Here is a 26,915-nt window from a genome sequence, read left to right on the forward strand (position 1 = left end):
GCCCTCGTGGACATTCAAGTCTGGTCCGATATCGTCTGCCCCTGGTGCTACATCGGCAAGCGCCGCCTCGAACGTGCGATCGCTCACCTCGGCGAGCCGGTGTCCGTGACGTTCCGGGCGTTCCAGCTCGACCCGTCGCCGGTGCCGAGCGGCCTGCCGATCAGGGACGCGCTGGCCGCGACGTTCGGTGATCGCGCCCGCGCCGAGCAGATGGTCGCCCACGTCACGTCGATCGCCGCCGGTGACGGGTTGGCCATCGACTACGAACGGGCGATCGCGGCCAACACGTTCGATGCCCACCGGTTGATTGCGTGGGCCGCGGGCCAGGGGCGTCAGGTCGACATGCTGGAGGCGTTGCAGCGGGCTCACTTCATTGACGGCCTCGACATCGGCTCCCGTACGGTCCTGGCCGCGGTCGCCCGCTCGATCACCGGGCAGGCCGCCCCGGACCCCGCCGCCTATCTCGCATCCGACGCCGGCACCGGTGCCGTACACGCCGACCTGGCCGAGGCCCGCGAGCTCAGCATCACCAGCGTCCCGTTCCTGATGATCGACGGGAAGTACGCCGTCCAGGGCGCACAGGAGCCGGCCACGCTGATCGAGGCCTTCACGGAGATCGCTCGCCGCGAGGCGGTCGACGCCGGTCGATGATGTTTCACGTGGAACGGGATCGACCGGTGTAGCTCTCAGCCGATCGGCTTGGCCAGATCCTCGACGACCTCGGCTCCCGGCAGGGCACCCAGTGCAGGCCCGGCAATGGCAATCTTGCTGTGCCGTACGCCGGAACCCACGATCACGTGCGGCGCCGCGGCCACTCGGGCGTCGACCAGGATGGGCCAGTCGGCGGGCAGCCCGATCGGCGTGATGCCGCCGTACTCCATGCCGGTCAGCCGCACCGCATCGTCCATCGGCGCGAAGCTGGCCTTGCGAACATCCAGGCGCCGCCGCACCACCCCGTTCACGTCGGCCCGCGTGGTGGCCAGCACGATGCATGCGGCGTACCGGGTCTCGCCGTCCCGCTTGCCCGCCACGATCACGCAGTTCGCCGAGACGTCCAACGCCACGTCGTACGCCTCGCAGAACGCTGCGGTGTCGGCCAGCTCGGCGTCGATCGGGGCCACCAGCACCTGGTCCGCGTCGATCGGCGCATCCTCCGGCCAGACGGTCAAGGCCTTGGCGACCGGTGTGCCCAGCAGGTCGACGCGGGACTGGGCGGGCTCGAGCTTCAGGGTTCCCATCACGCTCGCCATCCTTGCTCAATACCGGGCCGCCAGGTAGTCCTCCCACGTACGGGTCCCGGTCGGAGTCGCCGTCGTGGTCAGCTCACCGTCCCGCATCGCCCGCGCCACCTTGCCGGGCACCCGCAGCCGCACCACCCGCCGCCGGTCACCCCGCGCCGCCAGCCACGTCGCCGCCGCCTCACCGAAGTTCATGATCCGCGGCCCGGCGAACTCCAGCGTCCCGCGCGCCGGCCCCTCATCGAGAAGCCCGGCGATCCGACCCGCCACATCCGCCACGTCCACCGGCTGGGCCAGGAACGCCGGATCGACGACCACCGGCCCCAGCCGCGACGACCTCTCCAGCAGCGTCACCGCGAAGGGATAAAACTGCGACACCCGCAAGATCGTGTACGGGATTCCCGAGCCCTCCACGATCTTCTCGGTGGCCAGCTTGGCCCGGTAGTGCTTCAACGGAACCCGGTCCACACCGATGATCGACACGTAGAGCAAGTGCCGGGCTTTGACCCCGCACGGCTGCGACGAGCCGCTACGTACCGGAAATGTCCCGGCGCCCCACTGCGCCGGCCAACCCTTCCCCGGTACGCAGGTCAGCCGTCACCCACCCCGCCCTCGCGCGCCGGCTCACCGGTTGGACATGATGCCCGCCCACCCTCAGCCGCGGCACAAGAACCGATCCGAGGGTGCCACTCGCCCCGGTCACCAGAGTCGTCGTCATGAGCTCAGGGACGACCCGGCGCAAGAAGTCGTGACGGTGCCCGCCCACTTCCTCAGAAACTGGCAATCGCTGCCGACCGTCGAAGGGTGTGAAGGAGCGTCGCGCAGGACGGGTCGGAACCGTCAGTGGGCTGGCATTACTGGCCGGCGGTACGGCCCTGGCCGCCACAGTCGGCGGCGACCACCAGTCCCTGCCGGCGACCCTGCTGCTGGGTGCGCTCGCGCTCGGGCTGGGGCACTCACTGCTCGACGAAATCAAACGCCAGGCCCGCCGGGTGTCGTCGGCCGGCTGGTCCCGTTCCGACACCACCAACGCCGTGCTGCTGGGGGTATGGGCCGAGCTTGCTTTGCTGGCCAGCATTCTGGTCCTGAACACGCCGGCTACTCGGGCCGTGGGGTTGGTTCTGGCCGTGTCCTACGCCGCCGCTTGCGGCTACTTCGTTACCGAACGGCGCCGCTTCATCGCGGCCGCGTCTCCCGCCGTTGCGACCACGGATGTCACTGCGAGGGGTGGCGCAAGCGCCGGCGCCGCCTCGACGGCGCGCGCGACCGCCACCGCCGAGGTTGTCCCGGCCGTGGTGGCTGCCGTCCCGACTGCGGAAGTCGTCCCGGCCGCAGCCCCGATCTTGGGCGCCGAGTCGGCGGTTACTGACGGGGAGTCAGCTGACGGGAACGCCGCGCCGTCCGCCGCAGGCACCGACGCATCCAGCGCGAACAGCGACGTCGCTGACGGAGGCACCGTGCCCTCCGGCACGAACGCCCCAAGTGCTCATACGGCCGCCGACGAGCACCTGCCCACGGCAGCAGAACTCGGCGTGATCTCCCCGCCCTCCCCCACCTCCACCGCCGTTTTCAGCGATTCGGGCCAACCGGACCGCGGCCCGCACACGCCTTCCCGCACAGCCGACGCCGTCCGAGCCGTCGGCACAGTCGTGCACCGGCCTCACCCCGCAGGCATCGGCCACGCCCCCACGGCCGCGCACGTCCTCCCCACGCAACTGTCCGCCGCAGCCCACCACGAACGGCACGCCCCCACCGACCCGCAGGCCACGCCGCCCCGCACCGCAGCGTCCACAGCCACCAAGACCACTGCAAAAACCACCACAATCACGGCCGCGCACGCCCTAACCGCCACGCACGCCGCAACCTCCACCGCTTCACATACCGCGATCCCCACCGCTCCACATGCCACAACTGCCACCGCTCCGCACGCCACAACTGCCACCGCCTCGCACGCGGCAGCAGCCTCCGGCACCGCCGCACCCACCAGCGGTCCGGCAACGCACGCCGTGTCCACAACGCACGCCGCAACCACCAGCGCCCCGCACGCAACCACCACCGCTGCGCACGCGGGAGCGGCTCCCAGCACCGCCGCACCCATCAGTGGTCCCGCAACCCACGACATGACCACCACGCACGCCGCGACCACCACGGCTCCGCACGCGGCAGCGACCAGCGGCACCGCGGCACCCACCACCGGTCCCGCAACGCACGCCATGACCACCACGCACGCCGCATCCGCCACCGGCACCGCGGCGCCCACTAGCGGTCCCGCAACGCACGCCATGACCACCACGCACGCCGCATCCGCCACCGGCACCGCGGCGCCCACTAGCGGTCCCGCAACGCACGCCATGACCACCACGCACGCCGCATCCGCCACCGGCACCGCGGCGCCCACTAGCGGTCCCGCAACGCACGCCATGACCACCACGCACGCGGCAACCGCCACCGGCACGACGGCGCACGCCCAAACCGTCACGCACGCCGCAGCCACCACCGGCACCGGCACGCGTTCAGCGACCTCGGCCCGCACCCCGGGCAGCCACACTCGTCCGGTCTCCCCCGGCCAGGCCACGCACGGCCGCCCGGCCTCCCGCAGCCACACCGTCCACAGCCACCAGGCCCCGGAACCGCTGACCGCTCACGATCGCTCAGCGACGGCCCTCCCCGTCGGTCACGATCGGCCGGTGGCGCACGCCCCTGCCTCCCACATCCTGGCGGGCGTCTCCGACACCGCAGAAGCTACCAACGTCGTCTGACATCCGTCGTCGGCCATCCACAGGCGGCCCTGAGTTATCCACAGGCGGCCGTCTTTCCCCAGTTCAGAGGGTCTTCTTACACCTGCAGGCGAGCGAACGCATCCCAGAGACGCCAGCCGCCAAGCCGGATGGCGCACCTCCCAAGTCGGCACTGGCGCAATCGGCACAGGCGAAGGCCCGGACGCCGCCAACCCCGAGGGGCCGGCGCCCCAACACCTCAGCCACGCCCTGACGAGGTCACCTTCGGAACCGCTGTTCGGGAAGGCCGACGCCATGACAATGCCCAGGCCGAAGCGCGCTCAGCTCGGCAGGACCACGATCATCGGCGGCACGGGAACGCCGCCCGACGTTTCCATGGGTAGTTCGGGCGCCGGCAGCCAGTCCAACCCCAGCAGTTCCGGCCCGAAGCCGTCATCGGAGCCGATGCGTGGTTCACCGTCGGCCACCGTTACTGCGAACACCGACGTCATGCCCGACGGGTACGGCATCTCAAGCACGTGGCGGGCATCGCTGACCACCAAGCCAGTCTCCTCGAAGACCTCCCGCCGGACGGCCTCTTCCGCAGTCTCCCCCGGTTCGAGACCGCCGCCCGGCAAGGTCCACCACTCACCGCCACCGGATCGCCGACTGCGCTCATGCACCATCAGTACGCGGCCGTCCCGGACGATCACGGCAGCGGCCCGTTTTCGTTCGCTCACGCAACGCAGGCTAACCGGCGCCGCACCCGTTACGCATGACAACTTCGACGTCTGTGGATAACGTCCACATTCGTTCCCCCGTAACGGATGCGACACCGACCGATGAGGACCGTCGGGTCGGCAGACCGATTCGGATCAGACCGCGTAGTCACTCCGCGTGTGCGGCATGTCACTTGCTCCGTCACGGTGATCCCGTACGGCCAGCACCTGGTTGACGCCGATCCGCGACTGCTCGAAGGCCAGCGCCGACGCCGCCATGTAGAGCCGCCACACCCGGGCCCGTCCGGGCGAGGTCAGCCGCACCGCTTCCGGCCACGAGGCTTCCAGGTTCGCAACCCAGGCCCGCAGCGTACGGCCGTAGTGTTCGCGCAGCGCGTGCACGTCGCGGACCTCGAATCCGGCCTGTTCCAGAAGCGTGACCGTAGTGCCGACCGGCGCCAGTTCACCGTCCGGGAAGACGTACGCGTCAATGAAGCTGCGCTGCCGGTGGGGCTGCTCGGGTGGCAGATGCAGTCGCGAGATCTGGTGGTTGAGCAGCCGCCCACCGGGCTTGAGCTGCGCGTACAGGATGGCCGCGTAGTCGGCGTAGACAGCCGTGCCGACGTGCTCGGCCATGCCCACGCTGGAGATCGCGTCGTACGGCCCGTCTTCCAGGTCCCGATAGTCCTCGACCCGGATCTCGACCTGCCCGGTGAGTCCCGCCTCGGCCACCTGCTTGCGGGCGTATTCGGCCTGCTCGGTCGAGAGCGTGATGCCGACGACCTGAACGCCGTACTCGCGGGCGGCGTGGATCGCGAGACTGCCCCAGCCGCACCCGACGTCGAGCAGCCGCTGCCCGGGCCGCAGGCCGAGTTTGCGGCAGATCAGGTCGAGCTTGTCGCGCTGGGCATCGGCCAGGTCATAGTCGTCTGTCCAATATGCGCAGGAATACACCATGCTCGGTCCGAGCACGAGGCGATAGAAGTCGTTGCCGACGTCGTAGTGGTGGCTGATTGCCTGCCGGTCGCGGCGCTTGCTGTGCCGGGCGCCGGTGACGACCATCTCTTCCGGCGGCGGCTTGGGCTGGGTGCCGAGCACGCCGAGGCGTACGAGATCACCGGCGACCGACCGGATCGGGACGTCCTTGATGTCGGGCGACCGCCAGATGAGCGCGGCCAGCCGGGTCAGCGCGTCGTAGAGATCACCCTCGACGTCGATCTCGCCGGCCACGTACGCGCGAGCGAGCCCGAGTTCGTTGGGCTGCCACATCAGCCGGCGCAGGGCTCGGCGGTGACGGATCACGAGGACGGGCGCCTCGGCGGGGCCGGCCGTCGAGCCGTCCCAGGCTCGCACCCGTACGGGAAGAGGGGTTTGCAACAGCGCCTCGAGGACGCCCTGGAGCTTGCCCGCAGTCGTAGTGAAGTGGGGGATCGTGGTTGCCATCGGTACCTCCCGGGCGCAACATCGCGCGACCGAACGTGGAACCGATTCACTATCCGCCCGCCATGGCGAATTTGATAAGCCTCTTTTCTAGTTTGTGATCGACGAGACACGAGCCGTGAAGTATGAGCCAGATCCCCTGGTCAGACCGCTCGCATGACCCGCTCCAGGTTGGCCAGCTGCATGGGCCGGGCCTGATCGCGACGACTTTCGGCCAGCGCGTCGAGCACGGCCTGACGCTCCCTTTCGGACAGCACGCCGGCAAAGGGGGACGCGGACCGCAGCCGCACCGCGTACTGGGCGGGTGAGGTGAGCGCGTCCAGCACCGCCGACGGTTCCCCGGACAGCAGCACCTCCCACCGGTCGAGCCACTCCCATGCGCTGCCGCCCGGGTGCAGGCGCCGCAGCCGGCGAATGTTGATCTCAGCGGTGGCCAGTACCGCGGCCGGCTGGGCGGTGAGCCGCGCGGCGATCGCCTGATGCAGCCACAATTGTTCGAGTTCGTCCCGGGTCAGCACCGGGTGAATCAGCGCCTCCACGTCGGCCCGGCGCACTCGTCGATGCGAGCCGATATTGACGTACGGGAGCAGCCCGCGCGCGCAGAGGTCCAGCACTCGCCGGCGCGAGAACCTCAGCAGGATCGCGGCTTCACCGATGGTGAGCAGATCGCCCGTGCGCATCGTCACACGTGGATGTTGGCCCGACAACGTTCGCTGTGCAACAACCGAACGGCTATTGACTCTTTCGCTGACCGGTTGGGACCTCACTGAACAGATACGTCCGTTCCTGCAACAACTCCAGGCTCAGCCCCACGCCGGTAAGCCGCTCAGCCAACGCGAACGCCCCCGCCGTGGCGTCGCCACCAGCACCGATTCCCGCTGCTGAGATCTCCGGGGCCAGCGACTCCGCCCGCGCCCCGTCGCGGCGAGCCGGCGCCGCCGGGTCGAACTCGAGCTGGGCGGCCCCGTCTTCCAGCAGCAGGAACCTCCCACTTCCGTCGGTCGCCCGATAGAGGCACACGAGGGTCGTCCCCTCCGACAGCGGCCGCAGCAGGTCGTCCGCCCGGCCGAGCGTGCCGTTGTCCTCGATCACCAGCGACCAGTCGTCATCGAGCCGCGAAACCCCGAAGTAGTACTTCTCGATAGCCCCGCGCTGCCCGTCCCCCGCCCCCACCATCTGCTGCCACCCGATGCGCTCGAGTTCCTTGGCCCCCATTCGCTTGAGCACCTGCGCCGGCCGTACGTCCCGCACCCACACGAAGCAGAACCCTTTACGTAGGTCCGCCACACCCTCGAACCACGCATAGTCGGCAGCCACCGCTTCCCGGGCAGCCGCCACTTCCGACGGCGTCATCGACGGCCCGCCGGACGGCACCGAAGACGCCGACGCCGGCCCCGACGGCGTGCCGCTTCGCGACCCACACCCCGCCACCAGCCCCGCAGCCACCAGACTCAACATCACCCGCCGACGCACGGCGCCAGTACATCAAACGGCCCCCACCCCTGTGACCCCGGTCCCATTCCTCTGGTGCCGCACACAGACGGCCCGCCGAACACGACCAGCAGCAGCGAGCACAAAAAATCCCCCCGGTAACCCGGAGGGATCAGTATGTGGAGCCCAGGGGACTTGAACCCCTAACCCCCGCCTTGCAAAGGCGGTGCTCTGCCAGTTGAGCTAGGGCCCCCAAACCAAGCGAGATCTAACGCAGGTCAGGAGCAGTAGTGGCCTCGTGCCACAACGCCCGCTCATCGCTGGACGCCTTGACCTTCTTGAAGATAAGCGCAGCCGCCCCCACAACACCAGCGACAACCAGAAGCTTCTTGAGCATCAGATCTTCTCCCAGAGCGCAACTTCGATGGGGCCCCAGGCCACGAGCTACGGCCCGTATGCAAACGCAAAGGGTGGGCACCGTAACGTGGGGTTCAGGGGGCTCGGCCCCCCGAGTCAGCATAGACGAGCGGCCCAAGCCCGCCTGAGCTCTCGCGAACTCAGACGCGGGCAAGGGCCCCCGCTGCTCGTGGGGCTAGCTGGAATCGAACCAGCGACCTCAGAGTTATCAGCTCTGCGCTCTAACCGACTGAGCTATAGCCCCTCAAGTGCGACACCGAAGGTTACCGCACAGGGTCGGGAGCCACCAAAACGGGGGTGGCTCCCGACCCGCGCGCGAAGCTCAGTCGCGCTCGGCCAGGGTCAGTTCGACCCCGCCGACCAGGTCGGCGCAGACGTTGTAGATGAACGCCCCGAGGGTCGCCAGCGCGGTGAACAGCACCACGTTGACCGCCCCGATCAGCATCGACGTGCCGATCACGCCCCACGCGGTGATCTGGAAGCCGCCGCTGGAGCCCGAGTTCTCGCTTCCGGTGGCGGTCACCAGTTCCTTGAGGCTGGTGTTGACCTCGGTCCAGACACCCATGGCGTCGAGCGCGAGGTAGAGCACCGAGGTGGCCACGACCACGACGATGAAGAGCACCACAGACACGGCGAACGAGAACTTCATCACGGACCAGGGATCGATCCGCTTGAGGTTGAGCCGGGCCCGCCGGGGGCCGCGCGCGGCCGCCCCGGTGACCGTGGACCGTGCCGACCGCACCGCCTCGGTGACCCGGGCCGCACCGACCGCGGCCGAGCCGGTGGCCTGGCCGGGGGCCGCGCCGGCCGGACGGGCCGCCGCTTTGGCGCTGTCACCGCCGGGCCGCTGCTGCGGTCCGGTCGCGGTGCCGGGTTTGTTGCCCGCCGGCGGCACGCTGACCCGGCCCGAGCTGCTGCCGGGGGCCGCGCCTTTGCCCTTGGTGACGGTCGGCACGCTGGCCGAACCCTTCACGGCCCCGCCGGGCCGCTTGGAGTCGGCGCCGTCCTGGTCGGCGGGCGGCTCACCCGGGGGCGGGGCCATGCCCGGCGCCCGGGTGAACTTCGGCGTGGCCGGGGCATCGGCGGGGGCAGCCGCGCGGCCCGCGGCGTCGCGTCCGTTCGGGGCGGCGCCGTCTTTCTTGGCCGCCTCGTTCGGAGTCGCCGAGCCTCCCGTGGCCCCCGACTTCGCCTGTGTCTCCGGCATCAACTAGTCCTGTTCGTCAGGCTCGTCGGCATTGCGAGCAAGCGCCACGATGGTTACACCTTCTGGGAGGTCCATCAGCTTGACCCCCATTGTGTTCCGATCCCGCGTGCGCCGTACAGGCTTCACGGGAGTCCGGATGACACCACCATTGCTGGTGATGGCAAATAGTTCATCCTCCGGGTCGATCACGAGCGCGCCCACCAGTCCACCACGACGTTCCGTGATCTTCGCGGTGAGGACGCCCTTGCCGCCCCGGCCCTGCACGGGATACTCCTCGATCGGTGTCCGTTTCGCATACCCACCGTTGGTGGCGACCAACACATCCATGCCCTCCCGCACCACTTCCATGGCCAGGAGCTCGTCGCTGCCGCTGAAGCGCATGCCGATGACGCCCGAGGTGGCCCTACCCATAGGACGCAGCGCCTCGTCGGTGGCGTTGAACCGGATCGCCTGTGCATTTTTGGAGACGAGCAGGAGATCGTTCTCCGGCGCCGCCAGGGTCGCGCCCACCAACTCGTCGTCCTCCCGCAGGTTGATGGCGATGATGCCACCGCTGCGGTTGGAGTCAAATTCCTCGAGCCGGGTCTTCTTCACGAGACCATTCTTGGTGGCGAGCACAAGGTAGGGCTCCACCTGGTAGTTCGGGATCTGGATGACCTGGGCGATGTGCTCGTCGGGCTGGAACGCGAGCAGGTTCGCGACGTGCTGTCCCTTGGCCACGCGGGCCGCCTCAGGCAGTTCGTACGTCTTGGCCCGGTAGACCCGGCCCTTGTTCGTGAAGAACAGGATCCAGTCGTGGGTCGAGATCACGAAGAAGTGCGACACGATGTCGTCCTGCCGCAGCGTGGCACCGCTGACACCCTTGCCGCCGCGCTTCTGGGAGCGGTACAGATCGACCTTCGTGCGCTTGGCATATCCCGTACGTGTGATGGTCACCACAACGTCCTCGCGCGTGATGAGGTCCTCCATCGAGACCTCGCCATCGAACGGGATGATTTGCGTACGACGCTCGTCGCCGTACTTCTGCACGATCTCGCCGAGTTCCTCGGAGACGATCGCCCGCTGCCGCTCCGGCTTGGCCAGGATGTCCTTGAGGTCCGCGATCTCGACCTCGATCTTGGCCAGCTCGTCGATGATGCGCTGGCGTTCGAGGGCGGCCAACCGGCGCAGCTGCATGTCGAGGATCGCGGTGGCCTGCACCTCGTCCACGTCGAGCAGCTGCATCAGGCCCTGGCGGGAGTCCTCGACGGTGGGCGATCGCCGGATCAGGGCGATGACCTCGTCCAGCATGTCGAGCGCCTTGACCAGGCCGCGCAGGATGTGTGCGCGCTCCTCGGCCTTGCGCAGGCGGTAGGCCGTACGCCGGCGGATGACGTCGATCTGGTGGTCGACGTAGTAACGGATGAACTGGGCCAGGTTGAGCGTGCGGGGCACGCCGTCGACCAGCGCCAGCATGTTCGCGCCGAACGTCTCCTGCAGCTGGGTGTGCTTGTAGAGGTTGTTCAGCACGACCTTGGCGACCGCGTCCCGCTTGAGGACGATGATCAACCGCATTCCCGTACGCCCGGACGACTCGTCCTTGATGTCGGCGATGCCGGTGAGCTTGCCCTCCTTGACCAGCTCGGCCACGCGCTCGGCGAGGTTGTCCGGGTTGACCTGGTACGGCAGTTCGGTGACGACCAGCTGCGGCCGGCCGCGCGGGTCCTCCTCCATCTCGACCACTGCGCGCATGCGGATCGAGCCGCGGCCCGTGCGGTACGCGTCCTGAATGGCCTGCTGACCCACGATGAGCCCGTGGGTCGGGAAGTCGGGACCCTTGACGATCTCGAGCAGCGCCTCGAGCGTCTCCGGCTCCTCAGCCTCGGGGTGGTCGAGCACCCACTGCACGGCGCCCGCGATCTCGCGCAGGTTGTGCGGCGGGATCTTGGTGGCCATGCCGACCGCGATGCCCTCGGAGCCGTTGACCAGCAGGTTGGGGAAGCGCGCGGGCAGGATCGTCGGTTCCTGCGTACGCCCGTCGTAGTTGTCCTGCATGTCGACGGTGTCCTCGTCGATGTCCCGCAGCATCTCCATGGCGAGAGGCGAGAGCTTCGACTCGGTGTAGCGCATGGCCGCCGGCGGGTCGTTACCCGGCGAGCCGAAGTTGCCGTTGCCGTCGATCAGCGGGTAGCGCAGCGACCAGGGCTGACCCATGCGGACGAGAGCGTCGTAGATCGACGAGTCGCCGTGCGGGTGGTAGTTGCCCATCACGTCGCCGACGACGCGGGCGCACTTGACGTAGCCGCGGTCGGGCCGGAAGCCCGAGTCGTACATCGCGTAGAGGATCTTGCGGTGTACGGGCTTGAGACCGTCGCGGACGTCGGGCAGCGCGCGGCCCACGATCACGCTCATCGCGTAGTCGAGGTAGGAACGCTGCATCTCGACCTCGAGGCCGACGGGCTCGACCCGCTGGGCCACGCCGCCGGTGTCCGGGGCCTCGTCGCCGTCGGGCGCTTCGGGAGTGTCAGTCACTGTTAACCCTTACTCAAGGTAAAACCAGACATGTACGGCGAAAACTACGCATCCTGCTGTGGATAACGTTGTGGAAAGCCCGGGGACGCTGTGGATACAGCGGCCCCGGGCGGCCATCTAGATGTCGAGGAACCGCACGTCCTTGGCGTTGCGCTGGATGAACGAGCGCCGCGCCTCGACGTCCTCACCCATCAGCACGCTGAAGAGCTCGTCGGCCACCGCGGCGTCGTCGAGCGTCACCTGGCGTAGCGTCCGGGTGGCCGGGTCCATCGTCGTGTCCCACAGCTCGTGGAAGTTCATCTCGCCCAGACCCTTGAACCGCTGGATGTCGTCGGGCTTGGCGTTCGCCTTCTTCTGCTGACGCAGGGCGATCAGACCGTCACGCTCACGGTCGGAGTACGCATACTGCGCGTCATCGCCGCGCTTGTTCCACTTGATCTTGTAGAGCGGCGGGGCGGCCAGGTAGACGTGACCCATCTCGACCAGCGGCCGCATGAAGCGGAACAGCAGGGTCAGCAGCAGCGTCTGGATGTGCTGGCCGTCGACGTCGGCGTCGGCCATCAGCACGATCTTGTGATAGCGCAGCTTGGCGACGTCGAAGTCCTCGTGGATGCCGGTGCCGAGCGCGGTGATCAGCGACTGGACCTCGTTGTTCTTCAGCACCCGGTCGATGCGGGCCTTCTCCACGTTCAGGATCTTGCCGCGAATCGGCAGGATGGCCTGGATGCGGCTGTTACGGCCCTGCTTGGCGGAGCCGCCGGCCGAGTCGCCCTCGACGATGAACAACTCCGACTCGCGCGGGTCGGTCGACTGGCAGTCGGCCAGCTTGCCCGGCATCGAGCCCGACTCCAGCAGCGACTTACGGCGGGCCAACTTGCGCGCCTGCTGGGCGGCGATGCGGGCCCGGGCCGCCTGGTCGGCCTTCGTGATGATGCTCTTGGCCTCGGCCGGGTTGCGGTCGAACCAGTCGGCCAGCTGCTCGTTCGCGACCTTCTGAACGAAACTCTTCATGTCCGTGTTGCCGAGCTTCGTCTTGGTCTGGCCCTCGAACTGCGGGTTGGCCAGGGTGACGGAGATGATCGCGGCCAAGCCCTCGCGGATGTCCTCACCGGAGAGGTTCTGGTCGCCCTTGAGCAGCTTCTTGTCCTTGCCGTAGCGGTTGACGACACCGGTCAGCGCGGCCCGGAAGCCCTCCTCGTGGGTGCCACCCTCGTGCGTGTTGATGCGGTTGGCGAAGGTGTAGACCGACTCGCCGTAGGACTCGTTCCACTGCATCGCGATCTCGACCGCCATGCGGGCCTCGTTGTCCTCGGCCTGGAACTCGATCACGGTCTTGTGGATGGCGCTCTTCGTCGCGTTGAGGTGCCGCACGAAGTCGGCGATGCCCCCCGCGTACATGAACGTGACCTGGCGCGCCTCGCCGTCGTCGCCGGCCGACTCGGCCCGCTGGTCGGTCAGGTTGATGGTCAGGCCCCGGTTGAGGAACGCCATCTCCTGCAGGCGGCGATAGATCGTCTGCCAGTCGAACTCGACCGTCTCGAAGACGGTCGGGTCGGGCCAGAACTGCACCATGGAGCCGGTGGTGTCGGTGGCCTCGCCCTTCTCGAGCGGGCCGGGCTTGGAGGCCGTGTAGTGCTGCCGGTAGACGTTGCCGGACTTGTTGATCTCCACGAACATCTTGCTGGAGAGCGCGTTCACGACCGACACGCCGACACCGTGCAGACCACCGGAGACCGCGTACGCCTTACCGTCGAACTTGCCGCCGGCGTGCAGCACGGTCAGCGCGACCTCGACGCCCGGCTTCTTGAGCTTAGGGTGCAGGTCGACCGGGAAGCCACGGCCGTTGTCGGTGACCGAGACACCACCGTCGGACAGCAGAACCACGTCGATCGTGTCGCAGAAACCGGCCAGCGCCTCGTCGACCGCGTTGTCGACGACCTCCCAGACGAGGTGGTGCAGACCGCGTTCGCCGGTGGAGCCGATGTACATGCCCGGACGCTTGCGTACCGCCTCCAGGCCCTCCAGCACGGTGATCGAATCAGCACCGTATTCCTTGTTCTCTGCCACCCTCGGCCACTTTCTCGTGATGAGGCCCTGACGAGCCCCGCACGGGGTAAGCGGGCGCGCGGCGGGCGGCGGCACGCAGGGTGAGCCACAGGCGACAACCCGCGGGGAGGAGCGAGCGGACCACCGGTGGAACCGTGCACGCCGGTCGCCGCGGCAGGCCCGCGGATCGTGATCGGCTGGAAAAACCGCGTAGCGTGACGACGCGAGTCCGTTTCGTCCTCAGAAGTTCGCCGAGAGGACCGAACCGTGATCGTCATGCCGAGGTTTTCCCGGTCTCCATCGATTCTACTCCGCCGAATCGAGTTCGCGGGGGTGCGGCACCCCTTCCGGGTGCCTGAGATTGCCGCAGACGCGTCGAGGGCCGTCCCCGAGTCTCCCCCTACACGGAGCGGGGGCCCCGCGCAACGGCAAGTGATCCGGCGGCCCGTCGTTGGGGCGCGCCTTCCGCGGGTCGCCGCCACGCACTGCGACACTGCCTCCCAACGGCGGGGGTTTGTGTCGTAACCTCTGCCCGCGCGGGCCGGTAGTGGCCGGAAAGCCGCGACGCTGGTCGAGGAGGGGTGGCCCCACATGGCGCACGACAAGGGGCTGGACAACGTCGCGGTGCACTGGCCGCGCACGAATCAGTACTACGACCCGGTGGCTCCCGCCGAGTTCGTCGACTTCGGAGCGATCGCCGACGCGCCCGACATCGCCGCGCCCACCGGCGCCCTGGCGCTGCACATCGCCAAGACCGGCACGGTGCGCGCCACGGCGTACACGGAATTGGTCGACCTTCTGCTGGGTCTCGACGGCGTCCTCTACGCCACCGACGCCGCGGCCGAGGACGAGGACCCGGTGATCGACCCCGACGGCTGCGCCTGGATCGCGGGCGGCCTCGAGCGCTTCGTCGAGGGCCACGAGCCGCACGGAGACCTGGTCACCTTTGACACGGTGGCCCGGGTCATGCGGAACGCGGTCGCGGCCGGCCGCCTTGCCGAGCAGCAGCTGCGGTGGCTCGACCAGCGCCTGTCCGCCCTGCGGGACGACGCCGGCAACGCCCCGCACTGGAGTTTCGCCCGCTCCGAGCTGGCGATCCTGGCGGGTTTCTACCGCCGTTGCGCCGAACGGGGATACGCGGTTTTCGCGGATTACTGACGCTTCGCATCAAGATCTCGATGTCCCGGCGGGGTGGTGGGTGCTGGCCGTCGCTCCCGCGGGGACCCGGGCGGGATTCGCTGGCCGCTGACGCGTCCAAAACACGAAACCCACCCGGGCGACGTGCGTGAATGGTTGCGCCCCGAACAGACGGCCTCAGCCGTAGGTGTCGCGGGGACCGCGTCCCTGCACGCGCCGAGGGCCCTTGCTCCACGACGGGGCGGCCGGGCCGTGGATGTTGAGTTTGGTGACCACGTTGTGGCCGACCTCTTTGGCGATGTTGCGCAGCAGGGTGGCCGCGAGCAGGCGCAGCTGGGTGGCCCAGGCGGTGGATTCGGCCTCGACCGTCAGCACGCCGGCGTCGAGCTTGACCGGGCGGCTGTGCTTGGCGATGTCCGGACCGACGACTTTTTCCCACGCGCCGAAGACCGTGGCCTCGGCCTTGGGTCGCTCCCAGCCGCGGGCCTTCATCAGGCGCTGCAGCACGTCGCCGAAGAGTGCGGGGTCGCGCGGGTCGGGCCCGGGACCTGAGTAACCGCGTAGCCGCTTGCCCGATCCCTCCCCCGGACCGCCGCCGCGCCGCCGCGGGTTGCGTGCAGCCTCCCGGCGCTTGGCCAGCGCGGCGTCGAGCACGGCCCGCGCCAGCTGCGGCCCGGCCGCGCCCTCGGTGCCCGGTGATCCCGCGGCATCCTCCGGGCCCGATGATCTCCCGGCGCCCTCGGACCCCTGGAACCCGGCAGCGCCCTGAGAGCTCTCGTGCGCTTCCGAAGGGTCCCTGACCCCTCCCCGACCATGGTCGACCCCCGGAGGAGCCGCTGCGGGCCTCTCGTCGCGATCACGAGCACCCTCAGCGGCGTACCAGCCGTCGTCGGCCGCACCCAGCTCCTGGCGGGCCACACCGTCGGGGTCGGCCTGTGGATAAAACCGTTCCGCTGTGGACGGCGCGTCGGGGCGGTCACCGCGGGCCCGGGGCGGGCGCTGCTCGCGCACGAGGTCGTCGCGCAGGCCGCGGGACAGGTCGGCGTGGCGTTCCCGGGCCAGGCCCTGGTGGCGCTCGCGGACCAGGTCGTCGTGGCGCTCGCGATCATTGTCGTTGGGCACCGCTCACCACTTCCGTCGGCGCGTCTTCGAGGAGGACGACTCAGGCACGGGTCACCGATCCCGTCGGCGCGTCTTCGCTGGGCACGACTCAGGCACGGGTCACCGATCCCGTCGTCACGTCGAGGCGGGCGCCGCGCAGGGCTTCGGGCACGTCCTCGGGCACAGCGCAGGTCACCAGCAGCTGGGCGGCGTCCCGGACCAGGGCGGCCAGCCGGTCGCGGCGGCCGCCGTCCAGTTCGGCGAAGACGTCGTCGAGGACCAGCACCGGCTCGATGCCGTCCGAGCGCAGCAGGTCGTACGCGGCCAGGCGCAGGGCCAGCGCGAACGACCAGGACTCGCCGTGGCTGGCGTACCCCTTGGCCGGCAGGTCGCCCAGGTTGAGGGTCAGGTCGTCGCGGTGCGGGCCGACCAGGGTGGTGCCGCGTTCGATCTCGGCCGGGCGCCGTTCCTGCAGCGAGTCGAGCAGGGCCTGTTCGAGGGCGGGGCGGTCGGAGGTGAGGCTGTCGCCCAGCCGGGACGCGTACGCGATGGTCGCCGAGGAGCGCCCGGCCGCGACCGCGTCGTAGGCCTTGGTCAGATGCGGCCCGAGCGCCGCGGCCAGCTCCAGCCGGCCGGCCAGCAGCTCGGCGCCGTGGTGGGCGAGATGTTGATCCCACACGGCCAGCGTGGAGAGATCCTGCCCCCGGTTCCCGCCGACCTTGCGGGTCAGATATGCCGTACGCAGCAGGGCGTTGCGCTGCTTGACGACGCGGTCGTAGTCGGAGCGCACCCCGGCGAAGCGGGGCTGGCGCGCGACCAGCAGATCGTCGAGGTAGCGGCGCCGTTCGGAGGGGTCGCCGCGGACCAGTTCGAGATCTTCCGGAGCGAACAGCACCATGCGCAGCGCGCCCAGCACCTCACGCGGACGCCGCACCGGCGAGCGGTTGAGCCGGGCCCGGTTCGCCTTGCCGGGCACGATCTCCAGCTCGACCAGCAGCTCACGTCCCTCGTGGACGATCGCGCACCGGATGACCGCCGAGTTCGCGCCGGCCCGGACGAGCGGAGCGTCGGTGGCCACCCGGTGACTGTCCAGAGTGGCCACATAGCCCAGTGCTTCGATCAGGTTGGTCTTGCCCATGCCGTTCTGGCCGACCAGCACGGACACGCCGGGGTCGAGATCAACCGCCACTCGCTCGTAGGAACGGAAGTCGGTCAGCTCGACCCGGCGTACGTACACGTGAGCCTCAGCGCTTGACGGCGTGGCCGCCGAACTGCTGACGCAGAGCCGCCACAGCCTTCATCGCGGGCGAGTCGTCCTGACGGGACTCGAACCGGTTGAAGATCGACGCCGCCAGGACGTGGGCCGGCACGGCGAGGCGGATGGCCTCGTCGACCGTCCAGCGGCCCTCGCCGGTGTCGTCGACGTAACCCTTGAGGCCGGAGAGCGTCGGGTCCTCGTCGAGCGCCCGGTCGAGCAGGTCGAGCAGCCACGACTTGACGACGGAGCCCTCACGCCAGCTCTTGATCACGGCGGGCACGTTGTGGACGAGCTCGGACGCGATGAGGATCTCGTAACCCTCGCCGTACGCCTGCATCATCCCGTACTCGATGCCGTTGTGGATCATCTTGGCGTAGTGACCGGCGCCGTGCGTGCCGGCGTGCGCGAAGCCGAACTCGCCGGCCGGCTTGAGCGCGTCGAAGATCGGCTGAACGCGCGCCACGTCCTCGGCGTCGCCCCCGACCATGAGGGCGTACCCGTTCTCCTTGCCCCAGATGCCACCGGAAACGCCGACGTCGAGGTACTTGATGCCCTTGGGCTTGAGACGCTCGGCCCGCGGGCCGTCGTCGGTGAACTTGGAGTTGCCGCCGTCGATGATGATGTCGCCCGGCTCGAGCAGCCCGGCGAGCTCGTTGATGGCGTCCTCGGTGATCTTGCCGGCCGGGACCATGGTCCAGATGGCCCGCGGCGCCGTGAGCTTCGAGACCAGTTCGGCCAGGTTGGCCACGTCGCTGTTCTCCGGGTGGTGGTCGTAGCCGACCACCTCGTGTCCGGCTGCGCGGATCCGGTCGCGCATGTTCCCACCCATTCGGCCGAGACCGATGAGGCCGAGCTGCATGGTGTTCCCCCTAATTGAGCGTTGCTTACGTGCCCAGTATCAGCGGGTTACCCGGATCGGCATGATCAGATAGCGGTAACCGGGCACGATTTCGCCGTTTTCGGATGCGGGGGAGATCACAGCGGGCTTGAATGCGTCGACGAACGAGAAGATCGCGTTGGGCGCGCCCAGGTTCTGCAGACCGTCGATCAGATACTGCGGGTTGAAGCCGATGGTCAGCGGCTCGCCGGTGAACGTGGCCTCCATGGCCTCGCTGGCCCGCGCCTCCTCCGTCCCACCGGCCTCCACGACCAGTCCGTCCTCACTGAAGCTCAGCAGCACCGGGGTGGTGCGCTCGGCGACCAGCGCGACGCGGCGGACGACCTCGACGAGCGCGGCCACACCGATCTGGGCCTGCGCGTTGCTGCTGGCCGGGAAGAGCGAGCGGACCGGCGGGTAGTTGGCCCCGTCGAGCAGGCGGCTCGTCGTGCGGCGGGTGCCACCGGCGAAACCGATCATGCCCTCGCCCGCGTTGCCCTGCGCGAGCGCCAGCACCACCGAGCCACCGAGCGGGCCCAGGGTCTTCGCCGTGTCGTTCAGCGTCTTGGCCGGGACGAGCGCGTTGAGGCTGATCTCGGGGTCGTCCGGGTCCCACTCCATCTCGCGCATGGCCAGGCGGTAGCGGTCGGTAGCCAGCATGGCCATGTTCGACCCGTTCAGCTCGATGCGCACGCCGGTCATCATCGGCAGCGTCTCGTCACGACCGGCGGCGATGGCCACCTGGGCCACAGCAGCGGCGAAGGCAGCCGCGTCGACCGTGCCGGCGCTCGACGGCATCTCGGGCAGGCTGGGGTAGTCCTCAACGGGCATTGTCGGCAGGGTGAAGCGGGCGCTGCCGCAGACCAGCTCGAGGTGCGCGCCCACGGCCGCGATGTCGACCGGCTTGGCCGGCAGCGCCTTGGTGATCTCGGCGAGCAGCCGCCCGGAGACGAGCGCCGCACCGTCGGCGTCGGCCTGCACATCCACGGTGACCTGGCTGGAGACCTCGTAGTCGAAGCCGGAGACCTGGAGTCGGCTGTCGGTGACGCGCAGCATGACGCCGGCGAGCACCGGCACCGACGGCCGGCTGGGCAGGCTCTTCGCCGTCCACGCCACGGCGTCGGCGAGTGCGTCTCGCTCCACCCGGAACTTCATGCTGTCCTCCGCGTCGCTTCCTGTCGGGGGCGTCGTCGACCCCCACGAACCTTATTCGTCGAGCCGATCAGGGCCTAATCAGTGTCGTCCACCATGGTGACCGCTGCCGACCCGCCCCGGTGGCTCCGGGGTGTGCGGGCTGCCGTGTCGATGTTCCCGTACGTCTGTCGTGCGGACCGCCCGGCGGTTGGCTCTTCTTCTGCATCGAGCACCTCTGGGCCTCGGTGAGCTTTTGAGGAGCCGGTCCCCTGGCGAGCCGTCAGGCAAGCGATCCACAAGTTCCACAACGCTGATGATTGCTTTTTGTTGTCTTAGAGAGATAACTAGTCGTCTTCATCGGGCCTGTGCATAGTGTGGAGAACTTGCGTTTCCGCAGCTCACGAGGTTATCCACCGGTGATTCACATGTGGGCAACCAGGGTACAAACCCCGGTCTGTGTCCACAGTCGGAGAGCCGACGGGCGGTTGTCCACCGTTGTCCACCGGCTATCCACCGGATATCCACGGGTTTTGTACCCAGGTCTGTGGACAACGTCGGTACGCCGTCGGCTCGTCGTCCCCAGTTTCTTCAACAGGAAATCCACACGCTTCCACAGGCGGTGGAAACCTGAGTGACTCTCCGTGTCTGTCCACATCGATTTCCCCAGGACTTGTCCACATCTGTGGGCAGCGGGCCGACCAGTTATCCACTGCTGGGGATAAACCCCTGTGAACGCCTGTGAATTAGTGTGGATAACGTTGGCACGAAACGGTTTCGTTCCGGCGTTGACAACTCCGCTTAAGGATGAATGGCGTCCGCGGCTGTGGAGCCGGCTTTCCGCAGCCATCGACGGGGCACGCCTGTGGAGAACTGCCGCGCGAGGCAGCATTCCTTGTCCACAACCTGTGGACAAATGCTGAGGAATTCGGATAATTAACCCTTGCGGGCGACGCACAACCCTGTGGATAACCGCGTCAGCCTGGGGACAACGCTCAGCGCAATTTCGGTCACGAGGAGCGAAGTGCGCAGCTCAGGAGCGACTCTCCAGGGTTGTGCACAGCCTTGAGGCCCCAAATCCGCCTCGTGCGTGCGCGGCCTGGACATCCGGGCCGCCCGTCCCGGGTTGTGCACAGGCGCGGCTCCCACAATCCCCAGTGCGGCCCGCACGCGATCGGCCTCGTGCGCCGGCTGTGGACGGGGCCGCCGGATGGCTGAAGCACCGGTTCGTGGCGGTGCCGGAGCGGTGGACCGCCCTGGAGGGACCGGCTCGGCCGCGTCGCGCAGGCCGCCACCGTGGAGACCCGTGGCCCAGGGCGCAGCGGCGGGTACGGCGGTGGTGCGGTTGTCTGCCGCGCACCCGCGTACTGGAAAAGGTTCTAGGTGTTTTGTTTGATGCGGTTGGTCAGCTCGGCGATCTGGTTGTAGAGCGACCGCCGCTCGGCCATGTGCTGGCGGATCTTGCGGTCGGCGTGCATGACCGTGGTGTGGTCGCGGCCGCCGAAGGCCTGACCGATGCGTGGGAGGGAGAGTTCCGTCAGCTCGCGGCAGAGATACATGGCGACCTGGCGTGCGTTCACGAGCACCCGGGAGCGGGAGTGACCGCGCAGGTCCTCCAGGCTGACACCGAAGTAGTCGGCAGTGGAGACCATGATCTGGTCGGCAGTGATCTCGGGGCCGGCGCCGTCGGGCATGAAGTCACGCAGCACTTCCTCGGCCAGGGAGAGCTGGACCGGGGACCGGGTGAGGCTGGCGAACGCGGTGACCCGGATGAGGGCGCCCTCCAGTTCGCGGATCGAGTTGGAGACGCGCGACGCGATGAACTCGAGAACGTCGTCGGGCGCATACATGCGTTCCTGGGCGGCCTTCTTCTGCAGGATCGCGATGCGCGTCTCGAGGTCGGGCGGCTGGATGTCGGCCAGCAGACCCCACTCGAAGCGGGTACGCATGCGGTCTTCCAGCGTGGCCAGCTGGCGGGGCGAACGGTCCGAGCTGATCACGATCTGCTTGTTCGCGTTGTGCAGCGTGTTGAAGGTGTGGAAGAACTCCTCCTGCGTCCGCTCGCGGTTCTCCAGGAACTGGATGTCGTCGATCAGCAGGATGTCGACGTCGCGGTAACGCCGCTGGAAAGCCTGCGTCTTGTCGTCGCGCAGGCTGTTGATGAAGTCGTTGGTGAATTCCTCGGTGGACACATAGCGGACGCTTCGGGCATGACCGAGGGTCGTCGCGTAGTGGCCGATCGCGTGCAGCAGGTGGGTCTTGCCCAGACCGGAGCTGCCGTAGATGAACAGCGGGTTGTACGCCTTGGCGGGCGACTCGGCGACGGCGACGGCAGCCGCGTGCGCGAAGCGGTTGGACGAGCCGATGACGAACGTCTCGAACATGTACTTCGGGTTGAGCCGGTTGCCGTCGTTGGTGCCGCGTGGATTGCTCGACGGGCGCAGGTCACGGTGGTCACGGCCGGGGCCGTTGTCGCCACCGCGCATCTGCAACGTGTCGTCGCGGGGATCGCTGCCGCCGCCATAAGGCTGCTGGTGCTCGTCGGGCCGGCGTCCGTTGTCCCGCAACTGGGACGGATCCGACGCCATCCGGTGGGCTGGCGCATCGTTGGATTCAGCCTTCTCAGTGACATGCGCCACTGGGACGCCGCCGCGGCTCATCGGGGCCGGCGGTGCGGGCGTCGGGTCGCCGAAAAGTGCCTCCTGGCCGCCCCGGGCCACGGGCACTCCGCGCGGGTACGCGGGGCGCTGCGCCGAGCCGGGCGGGAAGGAGTCGTACGCCGGCGGTTCGGGCTGGCGCGGAGCCTCCGCATAGTGCCGGGGCTGCGCCTCGGGCTCCTGCTCGACCGGAGGCTCGACGGGCGTGCCGTACACCGTGCCGGGCAGACCGGTGCCGTCCTCCGGGGGCTTGACCGTCACCGCGACCTGTATCGGGCGGTTCAGCCGGCGGCTCAGCGCCTCGGTGATCGCGGGGCGCAGGCGCGACTCGATGACGTCGCGGGTGAAGGCGTCGGGCACGGCCAGCAGCGCGGTGTCCTCGACGATGGCGCGGAGCTTTGTCAGCTGCAGATAGGCACGCTGCTGACGCGACGCGATCTCGTCGGCCAGTTCATCCAGCGTCGCCTTCCACACACCGCCCAGGTCGACCTGATCGGCCACCGCCGCGCCACCCCCATCGCCACCGACCCCCGGTGGACCTTTGTCCGGCTCATCGCCTTGCCCGTCGTCGCCCTCCCGGCGTTCGACAGCTCCCCCAACCCAGCACCACATTTAACGTGCTGAAGACGTTCGGCGCCACCGGCTGTCCACAGGTTATCCACAACCTGTGCACCGCTTGACTGACGCTCCCCGGCCGGATGGTCGGCAGACGTTCCGGAGCCTGAATCGGCGCGGTCGAACAGGCACACCGCCTGCCCCAGGCCTCGTCACGGCCACACCGAGGTGCGGACCCCATCGAGATTCCCGAGGTTCACCGAGGCGAACGATTCACCTGCTTGTCTGGTTTTGGCCGACTGGTCGTGGTATGTGTGCAGTGCTTATGACCAGCAAACCGGCACGCTAACAGCGATCTCGCTGCACCATCAACTCCGCCCCGGGCCGACAAGCGCCCGACCGCGGGAAAAGATTCACTACCTGTGGAGAAAGACTGCCCCGGCCACCCGGGTGATCACCGCAACGGCGTGCCGGAAGAGGATATGGTTGACCGGCGTGGCCGCCCTGCGTAGGGTCGAGCGGTTGCTCCGCCGCGTTCTGCTAAAGTGGCGTCTTGCAGCTTTGATGCCCCCTGGATGTTGTACGAAGACGGAGTTTTGACGTGAGCAAGCGCACCTACCAGCCGAACAACCGCCGGCGTGCCAAGACCCACGGCTTCCGGCTGCGCATGCGCACCCGTGCCGGTCGCGCCATTCTGGCGTCCCGCCGTTCCAAGGGCCGCGACAAGCTGTCGGCCTGAGCCGACTGCTGTCGGGCCGGAATGCCCAGGTAGTCGTGCTGGCCGCGGCTCAGCGACTGCGGCGTGGTGCCGACTTCGCCGCAGCCATTCGCGGTGGCCGCCGAGTCGGCCGGGGCACGGTTGTCGTTCATCTGCTTCTCGAGGAGCCGGTGCAAGCCTCTGCGGCGCGCGCCGGCTTCGTCGTATCCAAAGCCGTGGGCAACGCCGTGACCCGTAACAAGGTCAAGCGTCGTCTGCGGCACCTGGTGCGCCCGGTGCTCGACGAGTTGCCCGGCGGTTCGATGCTGGTCGTCCGGGCCCTCCCGGCCTCGGCCCACGCCTCGTACGCCACTCTCGGCTCCGACCTGTCGGCCGCGGTGACGGCGGCCCGCAAGCCGCGGCGGACGCGATGAGCCTGCTTGCCCGCGTGCTGACCGCGTTAGTGGTCGCGTACCGTCGTTATGTGAGTCCGGTGCTGCCGGCTCGCTGTCGGTTCTATCCCTCGTGCAGTGCGTACAGCCAGGAGGCACTGGCGCGACACGGCGCGGTGAAAGGGACAGGTCTGACGGTCTGGCGGCTCCTGCGCTGCCACCCCTTCCACCCTGGCGGGTACGACCCGGTACCTGACCCGATCCGTCACCGTCCTGCCGATGTGACTGGAGCCTGAATTGAGTCTCGACTGGATCTACTACGCCATTTCGTGGATCCTCCTGCGCTGGCATGCCCTCTGGGACTTCATCGGCGTGCCCGACGGCCGGTTCATCGGCTCGAACTGGTCCTGGATCCTGGCGATCGTCTTCCTCGTGGTGACGGTCCGGGTCATCCTCTTCCCCGTCTTCGTCAAGCAGATCAAGAGCCAGCGGGCCATGCAGGCGCTGCAGCCCAAGGTCAAGGAGCTGCAGGAGAAGCACAAGGGTGACCGGGAGACGCTCCAGAAAGAAATGATGGAGCTGTACCGGACGGAGAAGGCGAACCCGCTGATGGGCTGCCTTCCGATGTTCCTGCAGATCCCCGTCTTCCTCGGGCTTTTCCACACGCTGCGCCGCCTCAACCCCGACAACCAGGGCAAGACCCTGTACGGGTGGACCGTCGAGCAGTTCGAGAGCGCCACCCACGCGTCGCTGTTCACCGCGCCGCTGGCGGGCAAGTTCGGCTCCACCGCCGAAGAGCTCAACGCCCTGCAGGCCAACGGCACCACGGTAAAGATCATCGCCGGCATCCTGGTGCTCATCATGATGGCGACGACCTACCTGACCAGCCGCCAGATGATCCTCAAGACCGGCTGGGCCGAGGACCCGCAGCAGAAGATGATCCAGCGACTGATGCTCTACGGCATCCCGGCCTCGCTGCTCATCTCCGGCGCGCTCTTCCCCATCGGCGTGATCATCTACTGGGTCACGAACAACCTGTTCACCCTGGCCCAGCAGCAGTGGGTGCTCCGCAAGTTCCCGCCGCCGCCGATGGCCGGCAAGAGCGGCTCGTCCTCGACGGCGCGCCCCTCCGGCCCGCCCGCCAAGAAGCCCGCCGCCGGCGGCAAAGCCCCGCAGAGCCCGGTGCAGCCCGGCCGCAGCGGTGGTCTGTTCGGACGCAACAAGCCGGCCCCCGAGCCGGAGAAGCCGGTGGTCGACACCAAGGCGCTCGCCCCCAAGCCCGGTGCCAAACCGGTGAATCCCAAGCGGGGCGGCCGACCGGCGAGCAAACCCAAGGGATGATCGCGGCTCGGGCGTCTTTCCCGGCGCCCGAGCGCTCCCCTTGCCTATACCTCCCCGCGGCCCGGCACACCGCTCCCGGCGCCGAGGGAAACAGCGGACCGCGCAGGTCCGGCCCGATTAGTACGGAGATGAGACCGTGACCGACACCAGCACGCCCGAATCGTCAGTCTCCGCCGAGGCAACGGCCGCGCCCGAAGAGGCGAAGGCGTCCGAGAGCGTCGCATCCGACGGCGACCTGTTCCGGCAGAGCGAGATCGCCGCTGACTACATCGAGGGCCTGCTCGACATCCTCGACTACGACGGCGACATCGACGAGCTCGTGTCGGCGGGCCGGCCCATGGTGGAGGTCGTCGGCGGCCGGCTGCAGCCACTGGTCGGCCAGCGCGGCGCCACGCTGGAGGCGCTGCAGGAACTGACCCGCCTGGCGATCTTCCGGCAGACCGGTTCGCCGTCGCGCCTGCTGCTCGATATCGGTGGGTACAGGGCTTCGCGCCGCAAGGAACTGGCCGCCGTGGCCCGCAACGCGGTCGAGAAGGTCAAGGAGCACGGCGACCCCGTACGCCTCGAGGCCATGTCGGCGTTCGAGCGCAAGTGCGTGCACGACGTGGTCAACGCGATCAGCGGCGTGCAGAGCGAGTCCGAGGGTGTCGAGCCCAACCGCCGCATCGTGGTGCGCGTGGCGGACTGACATGACAGACCCACGCTTCGGCGCGGGAGACACCGGCCCGGGTGAGGAATCGCCCGGGCCGCAGTCTTTCCCGAGCCGTCGACCCGCACGGCGGCCGATCGCCTTCCCAGGAAAGACCCGCTCCGGCAGCAAGCCTTCAGGCGGCGATCGTTCCTCCGCGGCCTCGGCAGTTTCGCCTCCGCAAGCGCCCGCTCCTCCTTCTGCGCCGTCCGGTTCCGCTCCGTCAGCCGCTCCCGTTCCGTCTTCGGCCGGTCCCGCTTCGTCGGTCCCTCCGGGTCCGGCGGCTGTTCCGACACGCGAAGCGCCGCATTCTTCGGCGGCTGCAGATCCCGTGTCGCCGACGGCTCCCCCCGCTTCCTCATCCCGCCGAGCGGCGTCTTCTCAGGCGGCATCTTCACCATCGACGGCTCATCGTTCGCCGGGCCTCTCCTCGTCTGCGTCCAGCTCCCCCTCCGCGCCGAGTTCCTCCTCCGCGCCTACCTCTTCGTCCTCCGCGCCGGCCTCCCTTGCGCCCCCCTCTCACTCCTCGCCCCGCTCCCCGGCAACGGAGTTTGCACTTTCCGACGGCGACGATGCCCGAACGCCGGCAGATGCCGAGCCCTCGGCGGAGATCGCGGAGGTAGCGGCACAGGTTTTCGGCGACCGGCTGGGGCTGGCTGTGGACTACGCGCGGCTGCTCGTCACCGACGGCGTCGTGCGTGGTCTGATCGGGCCCCGGGAGGCTCCTCGAATCTGGGAACGTCACCTGGTCAATTGCGCTGTAGTGTCCAACATGATCCCTATCGGCGCTTCCGTCGTTGACGTGGGGTCTGGTGCCGGTTTGCCCGGTATCGTGCTGGCAGTGGCCCGACCGGATTTACGCATCACCCTGGTCGAGCCACTGGCACGACGCACCGCGTTCCTGTCGGAAGCGGTGACCGCCCTCGGCCTCGAATCGACCGTCACGGTCGTCCGGGGCCGCGCCGAGGACGTCGTCGACGGACCCCCCGCCGGCGCCGATGTCGTCACGGCGCGTGCGGTCGCCCCGCTCGACCGGTTGGCCGGCTGGTGCCTGCCGCTGGCCCGGGTCGGCGGTCGGCTCCTGGCGCTCAAGGGCGCCTCGGCCGCCGAGGAAGCGGCGGAGCACCGCGCTGCGGTAGCTGCCCTGGGCGGCTCCGAACCGGTGGTCCGGCTGTGTGGCGAGGGGTTGATCGACCCACCCACGACAGTGCTCGAGGTCGTCGTGCTGTCGAGGCCGAAGCCGTCCACCCGGGCGGCCGGCTCGGGGCGCGACACGGCCGGGCGGTCCGGCAAGCGCGGTTCCGGGCGAGGGAGACCGCGGAGGGGATAGATGTCCAGGCGGGGCGCGCGTAAACGGA

The 26,915-nt window shown here is 68.8% G+C and carries 24 protein-coding genes and 2 tRNA genes; 9 read left to right on the forward strand and 17 right to left on the reverse strand.

All coding sequences use genetic code 11. The annotated features are described in order from the left end of the window. Window positions 1-6 precede the first annotated feature (6 nt). Window positions 7-651 carry a DsbA family oxidoreductase gene (locus BKA14_RS31075; RefSeq protein ID WP_184954336.1) on the forward strand — a complete coding sequence of 215 codons (645 nt, stop codon included), beginning with the start codon at window positions 7-9 and terminating at the stop codon, window positions 649-651. Between the two features lie 35 nt (window positions 652-686). Here the strand turns inward: BKA14_RS31075 and BKA14_RS31080 are convergent, their stop codons facing one another. Continuing rightward, window positions 687-1,238 carry a YbaK/EbsC family protein gene (locus BKA14_RS31080; protein ID WP_184957061.1) on the reverse strand — a complete coding sequence of 184 codons (552 nt, stop codon included), beginning with the start codon at window positions 1,236-1,238 and terminating at the stop codon, window positions 687-689. An 18-nt stretch (window positions 1,239-1,256) separates the two neighbouring features. Beyond that, window positions 1,257-1,730 (reverse strand): SDR family oxidoreductase, encoded by a 474-nt coding sequence (locus BKA14_RS31085; protein ID WP_239093127.1) that lies wholly within the window; start codon window positions 1,728-1,730, stop codon window positions 1,257-1,259. Between the two features lie 314 nt (window positions 1,731-2,044). Between BKA14_RS31085 and BKA14_RS31090 the strand changes: the two genes are divergently transcribed. Beyond that, a complete protein-coding gene (locus BKA14_RS31090) occupies window positions 2,045-3,997 on the forward strand; it encodes a hypothetical protein (RefSeq protein WP_184954337.1) in 1,953 nt (650 codons plus the stop codon). Between the two features lie 299 nt (window positions 3,998-4,296). Here the strand turns inward: BKA14_RS31090 and BKA14_RS31095 are convergent, their stop codons facing one another. From BKA14_RS31095 to gyrB, 10 genes are all read right to left on the reverse strand, one after another. Then, window positions 4,297-4,695, reverse strand: coding sequence for an NUDIX domain-containing protein (locus BKA14_RS31095; RefSeq protein ID WP_184954338.1), 399 nt, complete (start codon window positions 4,693-4,695; stop codon window positions 4,297-4,299). A 135-nt stretch (window positions 4,696-4,830) separates the two neighbouring features. Beyond that, a complete protein-coding gene (locus BKA14_RS31100) occupies window positions 4,831-6,117 on the reverse strand; it encodes a class I SAM-dependent methyltransferase (RefSeq protein WP_184954339.1) in 1,287 nt (428 codons plus the stop codon). 140 nt (window positions 6,118-6,257) lie between these two features. Continuing rightward, window positions 6,258-6,794 (reverse strand): helix-turn-helix domain-containing protein, encoded by a 537-nt coding sequence (locus tag BKA14_RS31105; RefSeq protein ID WP_184957062.1) that lies wholly within the window; start codon window positions 6,792-6,794, stop codon window positions 6,258-6,260. 52 nt (window positions 6,795-6,846) lie between these two features. Then, entirely contained in the window at window positions 6,847-7,587 is a 741-nt protein-coding gene (locus BKA14_RS31110; RefSeq protein WP_184954340.1) for a DUF6461 domain-containing protein, read from the reverse strand. A gap of 138 nt (window positions 7,588-7,725) precedes the next feature. Continuing rightward, window positions 7,726-7,798 (reverse strand) — tRNA-Ala (locus BKA14_RS31115). Between the two features lie 15 nt (window positions 7,799-7,813). Continuing rightward, window positions 7,814-7,942 carry a DLW-39 family protein gene (locus BKA14_RS43350; RefSeq protein WP_221477358.1) on the reverse strand — a complete coding sequence of 43 codons (129 nt, stop codon included), beginning with the start codon at window positions 7,940-7,942 and terminating at the stop codon, window positions 7,814-7,816. A 190-nt stretch (window positions 7,943-8,132) separates the two neighbouring features. Next, a tRNA-Ile gene (locus tag BKA14_RS31120) sits at window positions 8,133-8,206 on the reverse strand. Between the two features lie 78 nt (window positions 8,207-8,284). After that, a complete protein-coding gene (locus tag BKA14_RS31125; RefSeq protein ID WP_184954341.1) occupies window positions 8,285-9,166 on the reverse strand; it encodes a DUF3566 domain-containing protein in 882 nt (293 codons plus the stop codon). Between the two features lie 3 nt (window positions 9,167-9,169). Beyond that, on the reverse strand, window positions 9,170-11,677 hold the full coding sequence (gyrA, locus tag BKA14_RS31130) for a DNA gyrase subunit A (protein WP_184954342.1): 2,508 nt from the start codon (window positions 11,675-11,677) through the stop codon (window positions 9,170-9,172). Between the two features lie 117 nt (window positions 11,678-11,794). Then, entirely contained in the window at window positions 11,795-13,744 is a 1,950-nt protein-coding gene (gene gyrB, locus BKA14_RS31135; RefSeq protein WP_184954343.1) for a DNA topoisomerase (ATP-hydrolyzing) subunit B, read from the reverse strand. Window positions 13,745-14,314: 570 nt separating this feature from the next. On the opposite strand from gyrB, the gene BKA14_RS31140 reads away from it, so the two are divergent. After that, window positions 14,315-14,881, forward strand: a complete 567-nt coding sequence (locus tag BKA14_RS31140; RefSeq protein WP_184954344.1) for a hypothetical protein — start codon at window positions 14,315-14,317, stop codon at window positions 14,879-14,881. 156 nt (window positions 14,882-15,037) lie between these two features. Here BKA14_RS31140 and BKA14_RS31145 read toward each other — a convergent pair whose 3' ends face one another. The 5 genes from BKA14_RS31145 to dnaA all read right to left on the reverse strand — a co-directional run bounded on the left by BKA14_RS31145 (window position 15,038) and on the right by dnaA (window position 22,385). Beyond that, window positions 15,038-15,526 (reverse strand): DciA family protein, encoded by a 489-nt coding sequence (locus tag BKA14_RS31145; RefSeq protein WP_184957063.1) that lies wholly within the window; start codon window positions 15,524-15,526, stop codon window positions 15,038-15,040. Window positions 15,527-16,070: 544 nt separating this feature from the next. Further along, window positions 16,071-17,198, reverse strand: coding sequence for a DNA replication/repair protein RecF (gene recF, locus BKA14_RS31150; protein WP_184954345.1), 1,128 nt, complete (start codon window positions 17,196-17,198; stop codon window positions 16,071-16,073). A gap of 7 nt (window positions 17,199-17,205) precedes the next feature. After that, entirely contained in the window at window positions 17,206-18,093 is an 888-nt protein-coding gene (gene gnd / locus BKA14_RS31155; protein ID WP_308441596.1) for a phosphogluconate dehydrogenase (NAD(+)-dependent, decarboxylating), read from the reverse strand. Between the two features lie 24 nt (window positions 18,094-18,117). Continuing rightward, window positions 18,118-19,251, reverse strand: a complete 1,134-nt coding sequence (gene dnaN, locus BKA14_RS31160; protein ID WP_184954347.1) for a DNA polymerase III subunit beta — start codon at window positions 19,249-19,251, stop codon at window positions 18,118-18,120. A 1,355-nt stretch (window positions 19,252-20,606) separates the two neighbouring features. Next, window positions 20,607-22,385, reverse strand: coding sequence for a chromosomal replication initiator protein DnaA (gene dnaA, locus BKA14_RS31165; RefSeq protein ID WP_239093130.1), 1,779 nt, complete (start codon window positions 22,383-22,385; stop codon window positions 20,607-20,609). 655 nt (window positions 22,386-23,040) lie between these two features. Here dnaA and rpmH point away from each other — a divergent pair. From rpmH to rsmG, 6 genes are all read left to right on the forward strand, one after another. Continuing rightward, window positions 23,041-23,178, forward strand: a complete 138-nt coding sequence (gene rpmH / locus BKA14_RS31170) for a 50S ribosomal protein L34 (protein ID WP_133873797.1) — start codon at window positions 23,041-23,043, stop codon at window positions 23,176-23,178. Between the two features lie 35 nt (window positions 23,179-23,213). Continuing rightward, window positions 23,214-23,570 (forward strand): ribonuclease P protein component, encoded by a 357-nt coding sequence (rnpA, locus tag BKA14_RS31175; RefSeq protein ID WP_184954349.1) that lies wholly within the window; start codon window positions 23,214-23,216, stop codon window positions 23,568-23,570. Beyond that, complete coding sequence (gene yidD / locus BKA14_RS31180) at window positions 23,567-23,824, forward strand: membrane protein insertion efficiency factor YidD (protein ID WP_184954350.1); 258 nt, start codon at window positions 23,567-23,569, stop codon at window positions 23,822-23,824. Before rnpA ends, yidD begins: the two co-directional genes overlap by 4 nt. 1 nt (window position 23,825) lies before the next feature. Further along, window positions 23,826-24,869, forward strand: coding sequence for a membrane protein insertase YidC (yidC, locus tag BKA14_RS31185; protein WP_184954351.1), 1,044 nt, complete (start codon window positions 23,826-23,828; stop codon window positions 24,867-24,869). Window positions 24,870-25,005: 136 nt separating this feature from the next. Next, window positions 25,006-25,557, forward strand: a complete 552-nt coding sequence (locus tag BKA14_RS31190; RefSeq protein WP_184954352.1) for a Jag family protein — start codon at window positions 25,006-25,008, stop codon at window positions 25,555-25,557. 610 nt (window positions 25,558-26,167) lie between these two features. After that, complete coding sequence (gene rsmG / locus BKA14_RS44440; RefSeq protein ID WP_239093134.1) at window positions 26,168-26,887, forward strand: 16S rRNA (guanine(527)-N(7))-methyltransferase RsmG; 720 nt, start codon at window positions 26,168-26,170, stop codon at window positions 26,885-26,887. Window positions 26,888-26,915 lie beyond the last annotated feature (28 nt).

This window comes from Paractinoplanes abujensis (assembly GCF_014204895.1).
Lineage (GTDB): Bacteria > Actinomycetota > Actinomycetes > Mycobacteriales > Micromonosporaceae > Actinoplanes > Actinoplanes abujensis.